This is a genomic window from Chloroflexus sp. MS-CIW-1, assembly GCF_030444705.1.
Taxonomy (GTDB): Bacteria; Chloroflexota; Chloroflexia; order Chloroflexales; family Chloroflexaceae; genus Chloroflexus.
The window spans coordinates 725,435-740,054 of record NZ_JAUBWR010000002.1 but is presented as its reverse complement, the minus strand read 5'-3'; the positions used below and the strand labels follow the sequence as shown (position 1 = coordinate 740,054).

Below are 14,620 nucleotides of genomic sequence, written 5' to 3'. Positions count from 1 at the left end.
GTCAGACCAATCATCTATCGCCGGCGACGGGTTTCATCCGTTGTGCCGTGACGGAAGTATTTGGATAGGCCCTCAGAGATTGAAAAAATCGAGGCGTTGGCAAACAACGCCTCGACCGTTTGAGAGGTAAGGATTACGTCGTTTCTCGGCGCTCGCGAATACGTGCTGCTTTACCGGCGAGACCACGCAGGTAATAGAGCTTGGCCCGGCGCACCTTCCCCCGCCGAATAACCTTGATGTAATCAATGCGCGGGGCGTGCAACGGGAAAGTACGCTCAACACCAATGCCGTGTGATGCGATCCGTCGCACCGTAAAGTTCTCGTTGATCCCCTCGCCGCGTCGGCGAATAACGACCCCTTCAAAGTCCTGAACTCGTTCGCGGTTTCCTTCGACAACCTTTACACCGACGCGCACCGTGTCACCGACGCGAAAATCGGGAATGTCGGTGCGGTATTGGCGCCGGCCCAACTCTTCTAGCAGTTGTTGCGACACGGCGTCGCTCCTTTCACTCTATGCCGACAGGCGCCCGCATGGTAGCGGGACTGCACGGCGCTCTGACACACAAATTTGGCAGGCGGATGGTTCGCCGCCTGCCTGATCGGCTCTGTTCCGCTAGCGATTATAGCATAGCAGGCTGATACCGGCAAGCCGCTTGACCAACCGGCGTGCTTGCCGTATGCTCACAGTAATCACCGGAAGTACCGGTCATCTGACAGGTGTTGATGGCGTATGATGTCGTCAGTAGCTCAATCACCAACGACCGGGTATCTTACCATGCGTTTAGCGTCAGAATACTACGCGCTGCCCGGAACATCGGTTCGCGAGATTATGCGCTGGCGAACACCGACGCCGGTTCCTGGCGCCCCCCCGATGATTCCCGGTCTGATTAATCAGCGGGGGCAGATTCTGACCGTAATCGATGCCCGCCTGCTGCTCGGTCTGGCGGCTGCGCCTCTTGATCGTTCAACTCGTCTGGTCTGGATTCAGCACCATGCGACCGATGCGGCATTGCTGGTTGATGCAGTGATTGATTTGATCACGATTGCCCCTGATCACCTCACCCCTCCGCCGATCAATCTCACCGGATCGGCTCAGCGAGTGATTCAGGCGGTGTACCAACGTGATGACGATCAGCCGATAGCAATTCTCGATCCGTCAGCCTTATTGATCCTGGTGCAGGAGGCGTTGTGATCCTGCTTATCGAAACGATTACCCGCAGGTATCTTGGTCGGCAGAGTGATATTGATACGATTGGCTGGCCTTCTACCGTGGATCGTGACGAGCGGGGCCGCGCAATTCTGCGCTATCAGTTGGGGCCACTGCTCGATCCGACCGATCCACCAGCTTCTGGTCGTTTGCACGCACTGACCATCGGTTTGCGGCGGCGGGTTGTAGAATTACTGGCTGTGCGGATTGATCTACTTGCCGATGCGCCAACTATCACGCCACTTGCCCCCTTCCTGGCTGCACGTTTGCGGTTGCCATGGGTAACTGGCGTGGCTTTGCTCGACGAACAGCCGGTTGTCGTGCTCGATCTGCGCCGATTGGCCGCCGATCTTGCTCTGGGGCTTCGCTTGAATCATACTGAGGAAGCGTTATGAATTCGCAGACCGCACCTTTTTCTCTCACCGAATTGTCTGCGCTGCGCGAGAATCGTTCTCTGTTGCAGTGGTTAGTTGTGACCGGCACTGTGGCTCAGGTGATCTTTTGGATCGTCGGTCTTGGCTTTTGGCTTTCTGACAATACGCTCCTACCCTCGTTTGTGCTTGCTAGCTTGATCACCCTGTTCGGATTGGCTTTATACGGCCTGGCCGCCTGGTCGTTTAGGCGCGGACGAACAATTGCCGGGCGTCGCTGGCTATTTCTGGCCATGACAACCGGAGCTGTTCTGGTGATGTTGCTATTTGGTGGTGTTGATGGCGCACGGGTAAGTGTGCTGTTCGTGGCGGTTGTCAGTGCCGGTCTGCTCGGCAGTGGTAGTGACACCTTGCTGGTTAGTGTGCTGAGTCTCGTGACATATTTCGCGCTTCTGCTGGCCGAACAGTATGCCGGTTGGCAACCGTTTTATGCGGGAAATCTCTTCATTGACAGTGGCTTTTTACTGATAGCAGTAGCTTCGATTAGTATCCTGGCCTGGTTAAGCAGTCGTGATCTCAGTCGTGCACTGGCCGAATCGCAGGCGCGTGCAGAAGAGTTGCTGCGCAATACCGAGCAGCTCATGGAGCGTAGCATTCAGCAAGTCGAGTTGGGAAGTGAATTGGCGGCTGCCGCTGCTGAACTACAGGCCAATTCGCAACAACAGGCGGGTGGGGCAAGCGAGCAGGCCAGTGCCGTTTCCGAAGTCTCGACAACGATTGAAGAACTGGGTAGTACGGCCCGTCAGATTGCCCAGGCCGCTGAGCATGTCTCGGAAGCAGCGCAGCAGACCTTAGAACAACTCAGTACCGGTCAGAGTGCCGTTGATGAAAGTATTCAGGCGATGGAACGCATTCGGCAGCGGGTGCAAGACATCTCAACCCGTGTGCTCGGTTTGGGTGAACGTTCGCAGCAGATCGGCGAGATCATCGATCTGATTGATGATATTTCTGATGAAACCCACTTACTTGCCCTCAATGCGGCTATCGAAGCTGCCGGCGCCGGTGAATATGGACGTCGATTCGCTGTTGTTGCAGCCGAAGTGAAGAGTTTAGCCAATCGCACGCTGGCAGCAGCGAAAGAGGTCAAAGGGGTCATTGCCGAAATCCGGCAGGCGACCAGTGCGGCAGTGTTGGCCGCTGAAGAGGGCAGCAAAGAGGTTGAACGTGGCGTCGAATTGGCCCATCGCGCCGGTCAGGTTATGGACAATATCGTGATGGTTGCCGAACGGACGGCGCAAGCTGCGGCTGAGATTGGTCTGGCAACCGCTCAACAGCAGAGTGCCAGTGAGCAGGTCGTGGAGACGATGCGGGAGATTGCTGAAGTGGCTCGTCAATCGGCGCTGAGTGCCCGGCATATGGCCGAGTCGGCGGCAAAATTGAATGCGATTGCTGCGCGCCTGCACGGGTTGGCGCAATCTGATCATCGGTAGTGAGTATGGATTTAACCGCCTTTCATACCCAATTTCGTGATGAGACTACCGAACATGTTCGTACCTTGAACGATGCTCTGGTGGCGCTTGAGGCACAGGTTGACGAGGCACAACGACGCGCCGAGCTTGATCGTGCTTTTCGGGCGGTGCATACGATTAAAGGTTCGGCCAGGATGTTGGGCTTTGAGCCAATTGCCCGTCTTGCCCATGCCTTAGAACATGTGTTAGATGAAGTGAGACAGGGCAAACGCATACCAGAACGGTCATTGATCGATCTCTTACTTCGCGGTGGTGATCTGATCATGCAATTGACCAGCGAAGTTCCTCATCTGTCAGCAGCCACGCTTGCTCAATTGCCGGAACTGCTGCAAGCTCTGGGTGATACGACGACTCCAGCCGCTGCTGCCACTTCACCATTGCCGCCACTACCAGCACCAGCCACATCCTCAGCCACCGAAACCCCAGTCGCGACGCCACCTGATACTGCATCGCCTTCACGCACCGGTCGCCAGACAGTGCGCGTGCGTGTTGACCGGCTTGATCGTCTATTCAATCTGGCCGGTGAGCTGAACATCGGTCAGCAATGGCTTGCCGAACTGGAACGAGAGTTAGAGCGATTACAGAAAATGGTCGAACACCAGCAACGTGCTCTGCTCGCGCTTGAACATGATCTGGGTCGTCTCCGTTTTTCACCGTCACAACGCCAGTTGCTCGATGCCCGTCTCGCCGAGTTGCGCGGTACACAAACCACGCTTACCGATCACGTTCAACACCAGCTTGATCGGCTCGGTCGACACCTTTTGCACCAGAATCTGTTGGTGAAAGAGCTGGAACACGAAGTGATGGCCGTGCGGCTATTGCCGATTGCCACGCTCTTCAATGGTTTACCACGTCTGGTACGCGATCTGGCGGCTGCTACCGGTAAGCAGGTTCAACTTGACATATACGGTGAAACAACGGAACTGGATCGTAAGGTGCTGGAGCTGATTGGGGATCCGTTAGTGCATCTGGTGCGCAATGCGATAGATCACGGTCTTGAGTTGCCGGAGGAGCGAATTGCGGCAGGGAAATCACCGGTTGGCTTAGTTCGGATCGGCGCCGAGGCCGCAGGGAATGAAATTCGCATCCGTATTCAGGATGATGGGCGAGGCATTGATACGGACCGGCTGCGTCGTCGTGCGGTTGAACTTGGCTGGTTGACTGCCGAGCGGGCCGGGCAGCTCGATACGCAAGAAGCACTCGATCTTATTTTTCAACCGGGTTTCTCGACAGCTACAACGATCACCGAAATCTCTGGTCGCGGCGTTGGTATGGATGTTGTACGCACCAATCTGCTCGAGCTGGGTGGTCAGGTGCGGATCGATACTGTTGTCGGTCAGGGTACAACGGTCACGCTGACCATTCCGCTCACCTTGATTACCAGTCAGATCGTATTGGTACAGGTTGCGCAGCAAGTAGTGGCGCTACCGGCAACCGCAGTGCAGAGCATTATCTGGGTTCAGCGCAATCAGGTGTACTTCATCGATAACCAGCCTGCGATCACGTATCAACAACGTGCGATCAGTCTCATCCCACTTGCGGCTCTGCTTGACCTGCCTGCCGAGTCACCGCTGCAACGACATCTGCGGGCACCTGCGCTCATCCTCAAGGCACGTCAGAAACGAGTGGCGTTGTTAGTTGATGATCTGATTGACGAACGTGAGGCAGTGGTTAAACCGCTCGGCCCCTTGTTTGCGCGTCGTCCGGCTCTAAGTGGTGCGGTACAACTCGGTGATGGTCGGTTGATATTGTTGATCAATCCGTTCTATCTTGTCGAAAGTAATACTCATCGTTCACTCCCGCCGGCCACGGAAAGGAAAGCTTTACCGACTGCTACCACTCCGGCACGCTTGCTGGTTGTCGAGGATTCATTCACCACCCGTGAGTTATTACGGAGCATTCTCCAATCGGCTGGATACGATGTAACGGTAGCAATTGACGGAGCCGATGCTCTTGACAGGTTACGAGCAACGACCTACGATCTGGTAGTAAGCGATATCGAGATGCCTCGTGTCGATGGCTTTACCCTCACGACTCGCATCCGAAACGACCTGGCCCTCGTTGACCTACCGGTAATTTTAATTACCAGCCTCGCCTCAGAAGAACATCGTCGTCGTGGTCTGGAAGTAGGAGCGCAGGCCTACATCGTGAAGAGTCAGTTTAATCAGGATAGCTTGCTGAAGGTGATTCAGCAATTGCTTGGCCACGAGGAGTAACTATGCCAACAATTCTGGTCGTTGATGATAGTCGTCTCGTTACCGACATCGTAAAGATGCGGCTAGAGATGTACGGCTATACGGTTCGCCTGGCTCATAGCGGCGAAGAGGCGCTTGCCGCCATTGCTGCTGAACCACCCGATTTGCTGGTACTTGATGTGCAGATGCCCGGCATCGATGGTTATGAGGTGTGTCGTCGCATTCGCGAGAATCCGGCCCTGGATGATCTGCGGATTATAATGTTGACCTCTTCTGATGATAAGCGTGCCGCTTTTGAGGCCGGAGTTGATGATTATCTAAACAAAGACATCGATCTGCTCAACCTACCCAATCGGGTGCGCTTAGTGTTAGAGATGGAATAGAGGCAGAGCCGAACGGCGGCGCAATTCGTGGGTAGTATGTATGAATGACCCTCTGCGCGTTTTAATTGTTGATGATTCTGCGTTAGTGCGCCGTTTGCTACGGCAAATGCTCGAAAGTGATCCGTCGATTCGAGTCGTTGGCGAAGCAGCAGATGGCAAAACGGCCATTGCGCTGACTGCCGAGTTGCGTCCCGATGTTATTACGCTCGATGTCCGCATGCCGGTGCTGGATGGTGTGGAAACGACTCGCCAGATTATGGCCTATCATCCCACTCCCATTCTGGTGTTATCGGCAGCCGTAAGCGGTCATGATGCTACAACATCTTTTGAGGCGCTGGCGGCTGGGGCACTTGAGGTTATGGAAAAGCCCAGCCTGACCAATCCCGACGAACTTGATCATTTGCGCCGTATGCTGATTAGGCGGGTGAAGTTGATTGCCCGGATTAAGGTGGTGACCCATTTGCGTGGGCGGCGGCATCCACCTTCAGTATTAAACGATGTTTCTGGCGAGGCCCTCCATCAGGTGCATACAGCACGGGTTGCCCCCGGACAGTTTCCGGTTGTTGTTATTGGGGCTTCAACCGGTGGTCCAAAGGTGGTTCGCCAGTTGTTGGCCGGGCTACCACCGACGTTCGCCGCAGCGGTCATTGTGGTGCAACATATTGCGCATGGCTTCAGTATTGGTATGGCCGAATGGTTGGCCGCAGCGAGCACTATTCCGCTCGCACTGGCGACGGAGGGGATGCCGTTGCGTCCTGGCCATGCAGTCCTGGCTCCTGATCGGTCTGATCTATTGCTCAATCGCGATGGCACAATCCATCTGAGCACGTCACCGTTGTTGTTACAGCGCCCTTCCATTGATATTACGATGACAACGGTGGCTGAACTCTATGGGGCCAGTGCGGTAGGGGTGCTGTTAACCGGTATGGGGCGTGATGGTGCAGTCGGGATGCGTGCTATTCGACGGGCTGGGGGGTTGACGATTGCTCAGGATGAGGCCAGTTGCACGATTTTTGGGATGCCTCGGGCAGCCATTGAGCTGAGGGCAGCCGAGATGGTCTTGCCGCCCGAAGAGATACTGGTGGTGTTGTGCGAGCGGTTTGCCAGACCTGCGAGTATGCCATGACACTATCATCAGAGATGTTGATCCCACTGCGCGATGTGCTGGCACACTATTGCGGGGTTGTGCTCGACGATGCGCGTTTACTGACCTTGCGTAGTGCAGTTGAGCGGCGGGCTGCCGCCTGTGGCCGGTCGCCGGCGCGCTATCTGGCCGATGTGGTGCTCGCAACCGACCGCGCCGAGTTGCAGCAACTGGCTGAATTGTTGCTGAATCACGAGACGATCTTTTTTCGCAATCGCCCCCACATGGATGCATTGCGCAAGACCATCCTGCCCGCTCTTCATGCAAAATTGCCGGCGGGGGCACCGATTAAAATCTGGAGTGCTGGCTGTGCTACTGGCGAAGAACCGTATTCAATCGCCATCACCGTGTTAGAGGCACTCGGTGAACCGCTGCCCCGTCCGGTCACGATTCTTGCTACCGATCTCAGTACTGCTGCCTTAGCCAAAGCGCAAAGTGGGGTGTATCGTGGGCGCACGTTAACTAATCTGTCCCCCTTACAGCGGGTACGTTTCTTTACGCCCCACGAGAATGGTCTGGCCGTCCACCAGCGGGTACGTCAACTCGTGACCTTTATGCAGCATAATTTGCTCGAACCCTTTCCGGCTCTTGCCTATGGCACCCATATTCTTTTCTGCCAGAACGTGACCATCTACTTTTCCCTCGATACCTGCCGTGCACTGATGGCACGCTTCTACGATGTGCTGACCGAGGGCGGTATCCTCTGCCTCGGTTTTTCAGAGACGCTGTGGAATATTTTTGACCGGCTAACCCCGATTGCGGTCGATGGTGCGTTTCTCTACCGCAAAGACCCGCCAACGTCGCCTGCAGTGCCTGGCTCGCCGGTGCTGCGTAAGCGATTACCAACCCATCTATCGCGTTCAAGCTCTGCCAGTGTGAGTGAAAAGTCGGTGGCGTTATTTACCGATGAGACGGTTGTCCACGAAGGTCGCCGTCTACTCGAACGTGGTCAACTCGATGCAGCGTTAGACCTCTTCGCACGTGTACCATTGGCCGGTCGGTACGCACCGGTCGTATTGTCACTTGCTGCCCAAGCCCACGCCAACCGTGGTGATCTCGATCTGGCACTGGCCGAGGCTCGCCGTGCGCTTGAGCTAAATCCATTGCTGACCGAGGCCTATCTCTTGTTGGGAATGATCTACGAACGGCAACAGCAGCCGACACTGGCAATCCAACATTTGGAAAAGGCACGTTATCTCAGCAATGATAATCCACTGGTTGCATTTCATCTAGCCGAGTGTTATCGGCAAACGAATCGGATGACGGATGCTATTCGCGAATATCGCAACGCGGAACGCTTGTTGGCTCAGATACCACCCGATTACCTGCTCGAAGGAGTTGCTGCCCACTGGCTGGTAGAGAGTTGTCGGCGTTGGATCGCTCGGCTTGAAGGAGATCGTTAGATGCCTGTCCATAACGGTCGTCTGATTCCTGACATGCTGATACGTCGGAGAGTCTGGTCAAGCCTGCTCAGTCATCGTCAGCGCAGGCTGCTATCCGTGCGGAAAGCACGCGCTCCGCTTGATCCACCGCCTGCCGAACCGGTCGTTGACGAGGCAGCGCAGCGGCGGGCACGTGAACTCGAGCAAGAACTGCAACTTGCCCGTGATATTCAACAGGGATTGTTGCTGGAAGCGGCCCCACATCTGCCTGGTTGGGAAGTTACTGCAATTTCGTTACCAGCGCGTGATTTAGGTGGCGATCTGTACGATTTTTTACCGCTTACTCATGGCTGGCAAGGGATCATGATCGGCGATGTTAGTGGAAAGGGGTTACCTGCGGCGCTGCGGATGGCGGTAGCGCGCACCGTCTTTCGCCACGAAGCACGTTACCATGCTGATCCGGCAACAGCGATGGCGGCGGTCAATCGAGGCGTCTTGAGTGAGATTCCTCACGGTATGGTAACGATGCTCTATCTGCAACTGGAGCCGCACACCGGTCAGGTACGTTGTGTGAATGCCGGTCACACGTTTCCGCTCTTAATTACCGATACGGTATGCGAGTTAGAGGTGAGCGGATTACCGCTAGGGGTTGATAGCGAGAGTGAATATACCGAATTGAGCGCAGTTATTGCGCCGGGTGAGAGCCTCCTTCTTTACACCGATGGATTGATCGAAGCCGAGCGTGCCGATGGCGCAATTTTGGGCTTTGAGCGCCTGGTTGATCTGATCATGAGTCAACCGCAGCGGAAACCGCGTGCGCTGGCTGCAACACTCATCCAGGAAGTGCGCTCCTGGACGAACGGTATCCTGAGCGATGATGTAACGCTCGTGATCTTGCGCCGAAGGTTGCTTGATCTAGTGGCTGAAATACGCAGTGTGATCGCAGATGTCATCGGCTGTGAAGCGCTACAAACCTTCTGGGAAGCTGCACTAGCCGATGATCCGCCAACCGACGTCGATTCCTGGCGTGAGCGACTACCACAAGTACAGGCGTTGGCACAGACGCAATTTGGTCGTGGGATTGCCCGTGAATTGTTGCAACAAATCCGGCTCACCCTCGACGACTACCGCGAACGTGTTTAATACCAATTCTGGCTGAGAAAACTGTGTATCCCGGTGCGCTGGCCTCTGGTCCACTTCTTTCCCTGCGTGAACGAACGATGCTGTGTTCGGCTAGTTCGCTGATCATACCCGTCACCCCTCTCGCGAGCGGAAGGATGTTGGCAGGGTGCTGGCAAGGTGCCTGGGATAATGGGGCGCTGATGCGCTCCCCGATGGGTTCCAGTCGTTTACCGCACTGGCGAGCCAGCGACCCGCACATCCAGGTGATCGCGTAGGCATCAGGGATGGAGTCGTCGTCGATGTTCCGCTGCCGGGGTATCGGTCACCTGTCGTAGAGAATGCTAAATCCTGGGGTGCCCTCACCCCCGGCCCCTCTCCCGCACTGCGGGAGAGGGGGGATTGGGTTCGTAAATGCGGCATCGTTGCAAGATGCAGGCGCAGGATCGCCATTGCTACGCTCCCGCAGTGCGGGATCGAAAGGGGGCTGGGGGAAGGTATGGGGGGTGCCCTCACCCCCGGCCCCTCTCCCGCAGCGCGGGAGAGGGGGGATTGGGTTCGTAAACGCGGCATCGTTGCAAGATGCAGGCGCAAGATCGCCATTGCTACGCTCCCGCAGCGCGGGATCGAAAGGGGGCTGGGGGAAGGTATGGGGGCATGATCCCCCCGTCCGCTCCTCGTGGGGGAGCGGACGGAGGCAAGGGCAAAGGTATGGGGGCGTGATCCCCCCCTTCCTCTCCCGCAGCGCGGGAGAGGAAGGGGGCTGGGGGGAAGGTGAGGGCCGCCGAGCGTGCTCCGCAGCACAGGCCCCAAAACCGGATATTGCGCACCATTATCAAATCTTATCAAAAGCCCAGGTTTTTGATCACGCTCACAAATCAGCGATCATTGTCAGGGTGTGAAAGCTGGTCATTAATGAACTCGACCAAAAACTGAAATCGTTGCAAAGCCCCGGCAAAGGAGGTTACAGGGGTTTCCTCGAATGTCTATAGCCCTTGAATTTCGCGTGGAATGGGCAGGAAGTTACGAGAACGTAATGTGTAATTGCTACGAATCGTGTAGACAATACTGCGACAATATTGCTATCCTTTACTATAGTTCATCGTGTACAGATAAATAAAACTACATATTGTCGTAATTTTTTACATAACGATTCTACCATATACGAGCGGCGAGGAGCATGCTATAGTAGAGATCAGCATAATTCGGTTGCCGAGGTGCGCTATGGCTTCAACCAATGAATTACAATTTATGCCCCTCGACCTTGACACCTTTGCTGGCAGTGAGCGTTTTATGGCCGGAACACGGCTCGGTGCAGCTTTCAGTCAGGGTATGCGCTCGTATCTGCGGGCAGCGTATGCCGATGCGATTGAACACTTCAAGGCTGCTCTAATAGCTGCGTATGTCGATGGTGAGGAGCAAGCCCAGATTTTTGAGCGCGAGCGGGCCATTATCTATCTATACATTGGTAACTCCCTGGCATTTCAGGATCATTGGGAAGAGGCATTACGCGAGTATCTTGAGGCAGTCCAGACCGATCCACAACTGGCCGAAGCCCATTACAACCTGGGTGTTGCGTTTGCTGCTCTTGGTCAGATTGATCGGGCGATTGCCGCGTTCAAGGAGACCCTCGAATACAATCCCAATCTGTACGAAGCCCACTTTGCCCTTGGCCGTTGTTATCAGCGAATCGATGATGCTGGACGTGCCTACATCCATTTCAGCAGTGCATGTAATGCGCGTCCACAGGCTGCCGAACCTCGCTACTACTTGGGGTTGATGCACCAGAGTCATGGCGCCTATGAGCTGGCACAACGCTGTTTTGCTGAAGCATTACGGGTCGAACCGACGTTCGTTTCGCCCGAACCACTCCCCGACGAACCGTTGGTCAATCGTAGTGAGGAAGAAGTTGCGCAGTGGTACTACCGGTTGAGTCAGGCGCTCAAGCAGCAAGGCTATGAAGAGGAAGCCGAGCGAATTTACCGGGCATTGTTGCAGTGGCGTCCCCAGGAGCATGCAGCTCGCTACCTGCTTGGGAATTTGCTGGCCCGTCAGCGCCGCTTTGATGAAGCATATGCAGAGTACGAACAGGTACCCCCACAACATCGCCATTATGTCGATGCCCGTCTGCGGATGAGCGCCATCTTGCGTTTGCAGAAGAAACCAAAACAAGCTTACGAGATCCTCTTCGCCTGCGCACGTCTGCATCCACACCACGGTCAACTCTTTTTACAGATGGGTAAACTGCTCTACGATCTGGGGATGAATGCCCAAGCTGCCCGTGCCTTTGAGCGGGCGGTGCAACTCATGCCGACCGATGCCCAAGCCCATTACTTGCTCGGTTTTGTGTACAATACATTAGGACGGGATACGTGGGCGCTGGCGGCCTGGCGTAAAGCGGTGCAACTGGCCCCCGATGCTCACTCTCTGCGTTTTGATCTTGGCTACATGTACATTCGGCGTGGTCGTTACGACCTGGCAGCACGTGAGTTTCAGCAGGTTCTCGAACAGTGGCCAGACGATCTAGAGACCCAGTTTATGCTGGGGCTATGCTACAAAGAATTGCTTGAACCGACACGAGCCATTCCACTATTTGAAAAGGTATTGCGCCGCAATCCACGTCATGCGCAGGCTCTGTATTACCTGGGCGCCTGTTATCTGCAAATCGGCAATACGTCACTGGGGAAGGCCTATCTGCGTCGATATGATCATCTAGTTCGCCAGGCGTCAACGATGAATGGATCAACCCGGTCCCAACCGCTTCCGACGCGGCAGTTATCGTCGTAATTGGCAATGCTATGGTTCGTCGTTGTCGGTACACTGATAGAGAAATGAGGCGAACAACGCGCATAGAGGCAGTGGCATGCAACGAGTAGAGCTACGAATTCCATCAATTCCAATCTTTGAACGAGTAGTGCGGGCCAGCGCTGCTGAAGTGGGCAGTGCGGCTGGCTTTAGCCCCGAACAGGTCGAAGACCTTAAGCTGGCAGTGAGCGAAGCAGTCAATAATGCTATTGATCACGGTAATCGCGGTGACACAGCCAAGCTGGTGGGAGTAACGTTTGACATCGATGGGGAAAAGATCGAAATTCGGATCAGCGACCAGGGCGAAGGCATTGAGCGAATCAATGTCGCCCGGCGTGTGATTGATGATGAAACGCTTGAAGCTGGCTATCTCCGTGGTTTTGGTATGTATTTGATCAGTGCGTTGGTTGATGATTACGAAATCGAATCGTCCCAGCAAGGAACGGTGCTTACCCTTCGTCTGTATCGGAAGGAACCTCAACAATGAGCGACATCATTCGACGTGAAGAATTTGGTGACGTAGTGATCCTCCACATTCTAACGACCAGCGTTGATGCCATCTCTGCTGCTGCTATTGCCGCAGAATGTCGTGAGATGCGACCGATTACCGTGCTCGATTTTAGTGAGGTTTCGTTTATTAATTCGGCGGGTATTTCGGCGCTCCTTAAGTTTGTGGTGAGTGCCCGTAAGGCTGGGTATCAGCTTTTTGCCATGAATGTAACGCCTCACCATCAAAAAATTTTTAAGATGGTAGAAATGTCTCGCTATATGCCGACCATCGAAGAGCGTGACCTGGCTGCGTATCGTTAGGACGTTGTCAGTATTGATATCCCCAAAATAACAAATTCGTAACCTCTCGCTTGCTGGTTAGTGCTATGCTACTCTCAGCGCACTGGCATTAGCCATGTACCCCTCTGTGCATACGCATTCTCTGGTGCGATATGGTATGATATTAGAGCAATAGAGAATGAGGAGGCTTGCAATGGGTTTACGTAAACGCACCGGAAAAGTTGGCGTAGTAGGAACTGGTATGGTTGGTACATCCTTCGCGTATGCACTGATGCAGCGCAGTCTGGCCAACGAACTGGTGCTGATCGATGTAGACCACGCCCGCGCTGAGGGTGAGGCGATGGATCTTAATCACGGCTTACCCTTCGTGCGGCCCATGCGAATTTACGCCGGTAGCTATGACGACCTCAGTGGCGCCGATCTCATCGTAATTGCTGCTGGTGCTAATCAACGCCCTGGCGAAACCCGTCTTGATCTGCTGAGCCGCAACGCGGCTATCTTCCGTGACATCGTACCCCGCATTCTGGCAGTTAACGATGATGGAGTCATCGTTGTCGCTACCAATCCGGTAGATATTCTGACAACCATCGGTGCGCAACTGGCTGGCCCGGCAGCCCACCGTGTGATCGGTTCAGGAACCATCCTCGATACCGCACGGTTCCGCTATCTCCTCGGTCAGCATTATGGTGTCGATCCGCGTTCCGTTCATGCCTATATCGTCGGTGAGCATGGTGACAGTGAGCTGGCACTCTGGAGTCTGGCAAACATTGCCGGTGTCAGGCTGGTTGATTTTGTTGGTGCGAACGGTCAGGGGTACGATCAGGCTGCGCTTGATGCCATTCTTGAACAGACGCGCAATGCCGCTTACGAGATTATCAAGCGTAAACGGGCTACCTATTACGCGATCGGATTGGGCTTGCTGGCAATTGCCGAGGCGGTGCTACGCGATCAACATACCGTGATGACCATTAGTAGTCTGATGATCGGACAGTATGGAGTGAGCGGGATTGCTATTAGCCTGCCCACCATTGTTGGCCGCGACGGAGCTGAAGAAGTATTGAACTTGCCTTTATCCGATCAGGAAGTTGCTCTTTTTCAGCGTTCGGCTAACATCCTAAAAGAGAACCTGGCTCACGTTCAGTAGCACAAGGTAGTGTTCGTATCGTCGAGGAGAATGCGCTGTGCCACCCACAATAATGGTTGTCGAAGATGATGCCGCAACACGTCGTCTCTACCGATTCCTCTTACACAACAATGGCTACAACGTTATCGAAGCTGAAGACGGTGTTGATGCGCTGGAAAAGCTGGCCGTACACGATTGCGATGTTATCATTACCGACATGAACATGGCACGCATGGGTGGAATTGAATTGGTGCGCACGCTTCGCCAAAATCAATCTCAGGTGTATGTGATTATGGTCACCGCCTTTGGTACTCCTGATACTGAACGGAACGCATTTCGGGCCGGTGTTAACGAATATTTAACCAAGCCATTTGACTTCGATGAGCTTGAACGACGATTAGCAAACTATTTTGCCCGTCGTTCCCAAAGTGGATCGTAAGCATTCAGACGCTGTTTATACTATTAATAATACAGGCATGGTTCGCCTGGTCAATTTAGATCTCGGTGTCAATTCTGTTATCAGATGTGCGACTGCTGTAGGGTTACTGCAATCTCGCTCGATTAGACTCTTCT

At 54.6% G+C, this 14,620-nt stretch carries 14 protein-coding genes; 13 read left to right on the top strand and 1 reads right to left on the bottom strand.

The genetic code is table 11. The features are described 5' to 3' along the window. Window positions 1–133 precede the first annotated feature (133 nt). Window positions 134–493: a 50S ribosomal protein L19 gene (gene rplS, locus QTO31_RS15950; RefSeq protein WP_028458755.1), complete on the bottom strand. Its 360-nt coding sequence runs from the start codon at window positions 491–493 to the stop codon at window positions 134–136. Between the two features lie 237 nt (window positions 494–730). Here rplS and QTO31_RS15945 point away from each other — a divergent pair, with 237 nt between their 5' ends. The 13 genes from QTO31_RS15945 (at window position 731) to QTO31_RS15885 (ending at window position 14,486) form a co-directional block, all read left to right on the top strand. Further along, window positions 731–1,192 carry a chemotaxis protein CheW gene (locus QTO31_RS15945; RefSeq protein ID WP_031459696.1) on the top strand — a complete coding sequence of 154 codons (462 nt, stop codon included), beginning with the start codon at window positions 731–733 and terminating at the stop codon, window positions 1,190–1,192. Further along, window positions 1,189–1,602 carry a hypothetical protein gene (locus QTO31_RS15940; protein WP_031459697.1) on the top strand — a complete coding sequence of 138 codons (414 nt, stop codon included), beginning with the start codon at window positions 1,189–1,191 and terminating at the stop codon, window positions 1,600–1,602. Before QTO31_RS15945 ends, QTO31_RS15940 begins: the two co-directional genes overlap by 4 nt. After that, a complete protein-coding gene (locus QTO31_RS15935) occupies window positions 1,599–3,068 on the top strand; it encodes a methyl-accepting chemotaxis protein (protein WP_301430079.1) in 1,470 nt (489 codons plus the stop codon). Before QTO31_RS15940 ends, QTO31_RS15935 begins: the two co-directional genes overlap by 4 nt. A gap of 5 nt (window positions 3,069–3,073) precedes the next feature. After that, the gene (locus QTO31_RS15930; protein WP_301430078.1) at window positions 3,074–5,323 is read left to right on the top strand and encodes a hybrid sensor histidine kinase/response regulator; all 2,250 of its coding nucleotides are present in this window, start codon (window positions 3,074–3,076) and stop codon (window positions 5,321–5,323) included. A gap of 2 nt (window positions 5,324–5,325) precedes the next feature. Then, window positions 5,326–5,685 carry a PleD family two-component system response regulator gene (locus QTO31_RS15925; RefSeq protein ID WP_031459700.1) on the top strand — a complete coding sequence of 120 codons (360 nt, stop codon included), beginning with the start codon at window positions 5,326–5,328 and terminating at the stop codon, window positions 5,683–5,685. 40 nt (window positions 5,686–5,725) lie between these two features. Continuing rightward, on the top strand, window positions 5,726–6,811 hold the full coding sequence (gene cheB / locus QTO31_RS15920) for a chemotaxis-specific protein-glutamate methyltransferase CheB (RefSeq protein ID WP_301430077.1): 1,086 nt from the start codon (window positions 5,726–5,728) through the stop codon (window positions 6,809–6,811). Continuing rightward, window positions 6,808–8,232: a CheR family methyltransferase gene (locus QTO31_RS15915; protein WP_301430076.1), complete on the top strand. Its 1,425-nt coding sequence runs from the start codon at window positions 6,808–6,810 to the stop codon at window positions 8,230–8,232. Before cheB ends, QTO31_RS15915 begins: the two co-directional genes overlap by 4 nt. Further along, window positions 8,233–9,354, top strand: a complete 1,122-nt coding sequence (locus QTO31_RS15910; protein ID WP_301430074.1) for a PP2C family protein-serine/threonine phosphatase — start codon at window positions 8,233–8,235, stop codon at window positions 9,352–9,354. A gap of 1,200 nt (window positions 9,355–10,554) precedes the next feature. Then, window positions 10,555–12,117, top strand: a complete 1,563-nt coding sequence (locus QTO31_RS15905; RefSeq protein ID WP_031459276.1) for a tetratricopeptide repeat protein — start codon at window positions 10,555–10,557, stop codon at window positions 12,115–12,117. Window positions 12,118–12,193: 76 nt separating this feature from the next. Beyond that, complete coding sequence (locus tag QTO31_RS15900; protein ID WP_031459277.1) at window positions 12,194–12,622, top strand: ATP-binding protein; 429 nt, start codon at window positions 12,194–12,196, stop codon at window positions 12,620–12,622. Beyond that, complete coding sequence (locus QTO31_RS15895; RefSeq protein ID WP_028458743.1) at window positions 12,619–12,945, top strand: STAS domain-containing protein; 327 nt, start codon at window positions 12,619–12,621, stop codon at window positions 12,943–12,945. Before QTO31_RS15900 ends, QTO31_RS15895 begins: the two co-directional genes overlap by 4 nt. Before the next feature lie 172 nt (window positions 12,946–13,117). Further along, window positions 13,118–14,068 carry an L-lactate dehydrogenase gene (locus tag QTO31_RS15890; RefSeq protein ID WP_031459278.1) on the top strand — a complete coding sequence of 317 codons (951 nt, stop codon included), beginning with the start codon at window positions 13,118–13,120 and terminating at the stop codon, window positions 14,066–14,068. Window positions 14,069–14,105: 37 nt separating this feature from the next. Next, window positions 14,106–14,486 (top strand): response regulator transcription factor, encoded by a 381-nt coding sequence (locus QTO31_RS15885; protein ID WP_035419213.1) that lies wholly within the window; start codon window positions 14,106–14,108, stop codon window positions 14,484–14,486. Window positions 14,487–14,620: the final 134 nt, after the last annotated feature.

What these genes read in the sequence shown, in the direction of transcription:
- QTO31_RS15945 (WP_031459696.1), top strand. Translation starts at nt 731, where the DNA reads ATGATGTCGTCAGTAGCTCAATCACCAACGACCGGGTATCTTACCATG.
- QTO31_RS15935 (WP_301430079.1), top strand. Translation starts at nt 1,599, where the DNA reads ATGAATTCGCAGACCGCACCTTTTTCTCTCACCGAATTGTCTGCGCTG.
- QTO31_RS15930 (WP_301430078.1), top strand. Translation starts at nt 3,074, where the DNA reads ATGGATTTAACCGCCTTTCATACCCAATTTCGTGATGAGACTACCGAA.
- QTO31_RS15925 (WP_031459700.1), top strand. Translation starts at nt 5,326, where the DNA reads ATGCCAACAATTCTGGTCGTTGATGATAGTCGTCTCGTTACCGACATC.
- cheB (WP_301430077.1), top strand. Translation starts at nt 5,726, where the DNA reads ATGAATGACCCTCTGCGCGTTTTAATTGTTGATGATTCTGCGTTAGTG.
- QTO31_RS15915 (WP_301430076.1), top strand. Translation starts at nt 6,808, where the DNA reads ATGACACTATCATCAGAGATGTTGATCCCACTGCGCGATGTGCTGGCA.
- QTO31_RS15910 (WP_301430074.1), top strand. Translation starts at nt 8,233, where the DNA reads ATGCCTGTCCATAACGGTCGTCTGATTCCTGACATGCTGATACGTCGG.
- QTO31_RS15905 (WP_031459276.1), top strand. Translation starts at nt 10,555, where the DNA reads ATGGCTTCAACCAATGAATTACAATTTATGCCCCTCGACCTTGACACC.
- QTO31_RS15900 (WP_031459277.1), top strand. Translation starts at nt 12,194, where the DNA reads ATGCAACGAGTAGAGCTACGAATTCCATCAATTCCAATCTTTGAACGA.
- QTO31_RS15895 (WP_028458743.1), top strand. Translation starts at nt 12,619, where the DNA reads ATGAGCGACATCATTCGACGTGAAGAATTTGGTGACGTAGTGATCCTC.
- QTO31_RS15890 (WP_031459278.1), top strand. Translation starts at nt 13,118, where the DNA reads ATGGGTTTACGTAAACGCACCGGAAAAGTTGGCGTAGTAGGAACTGGT.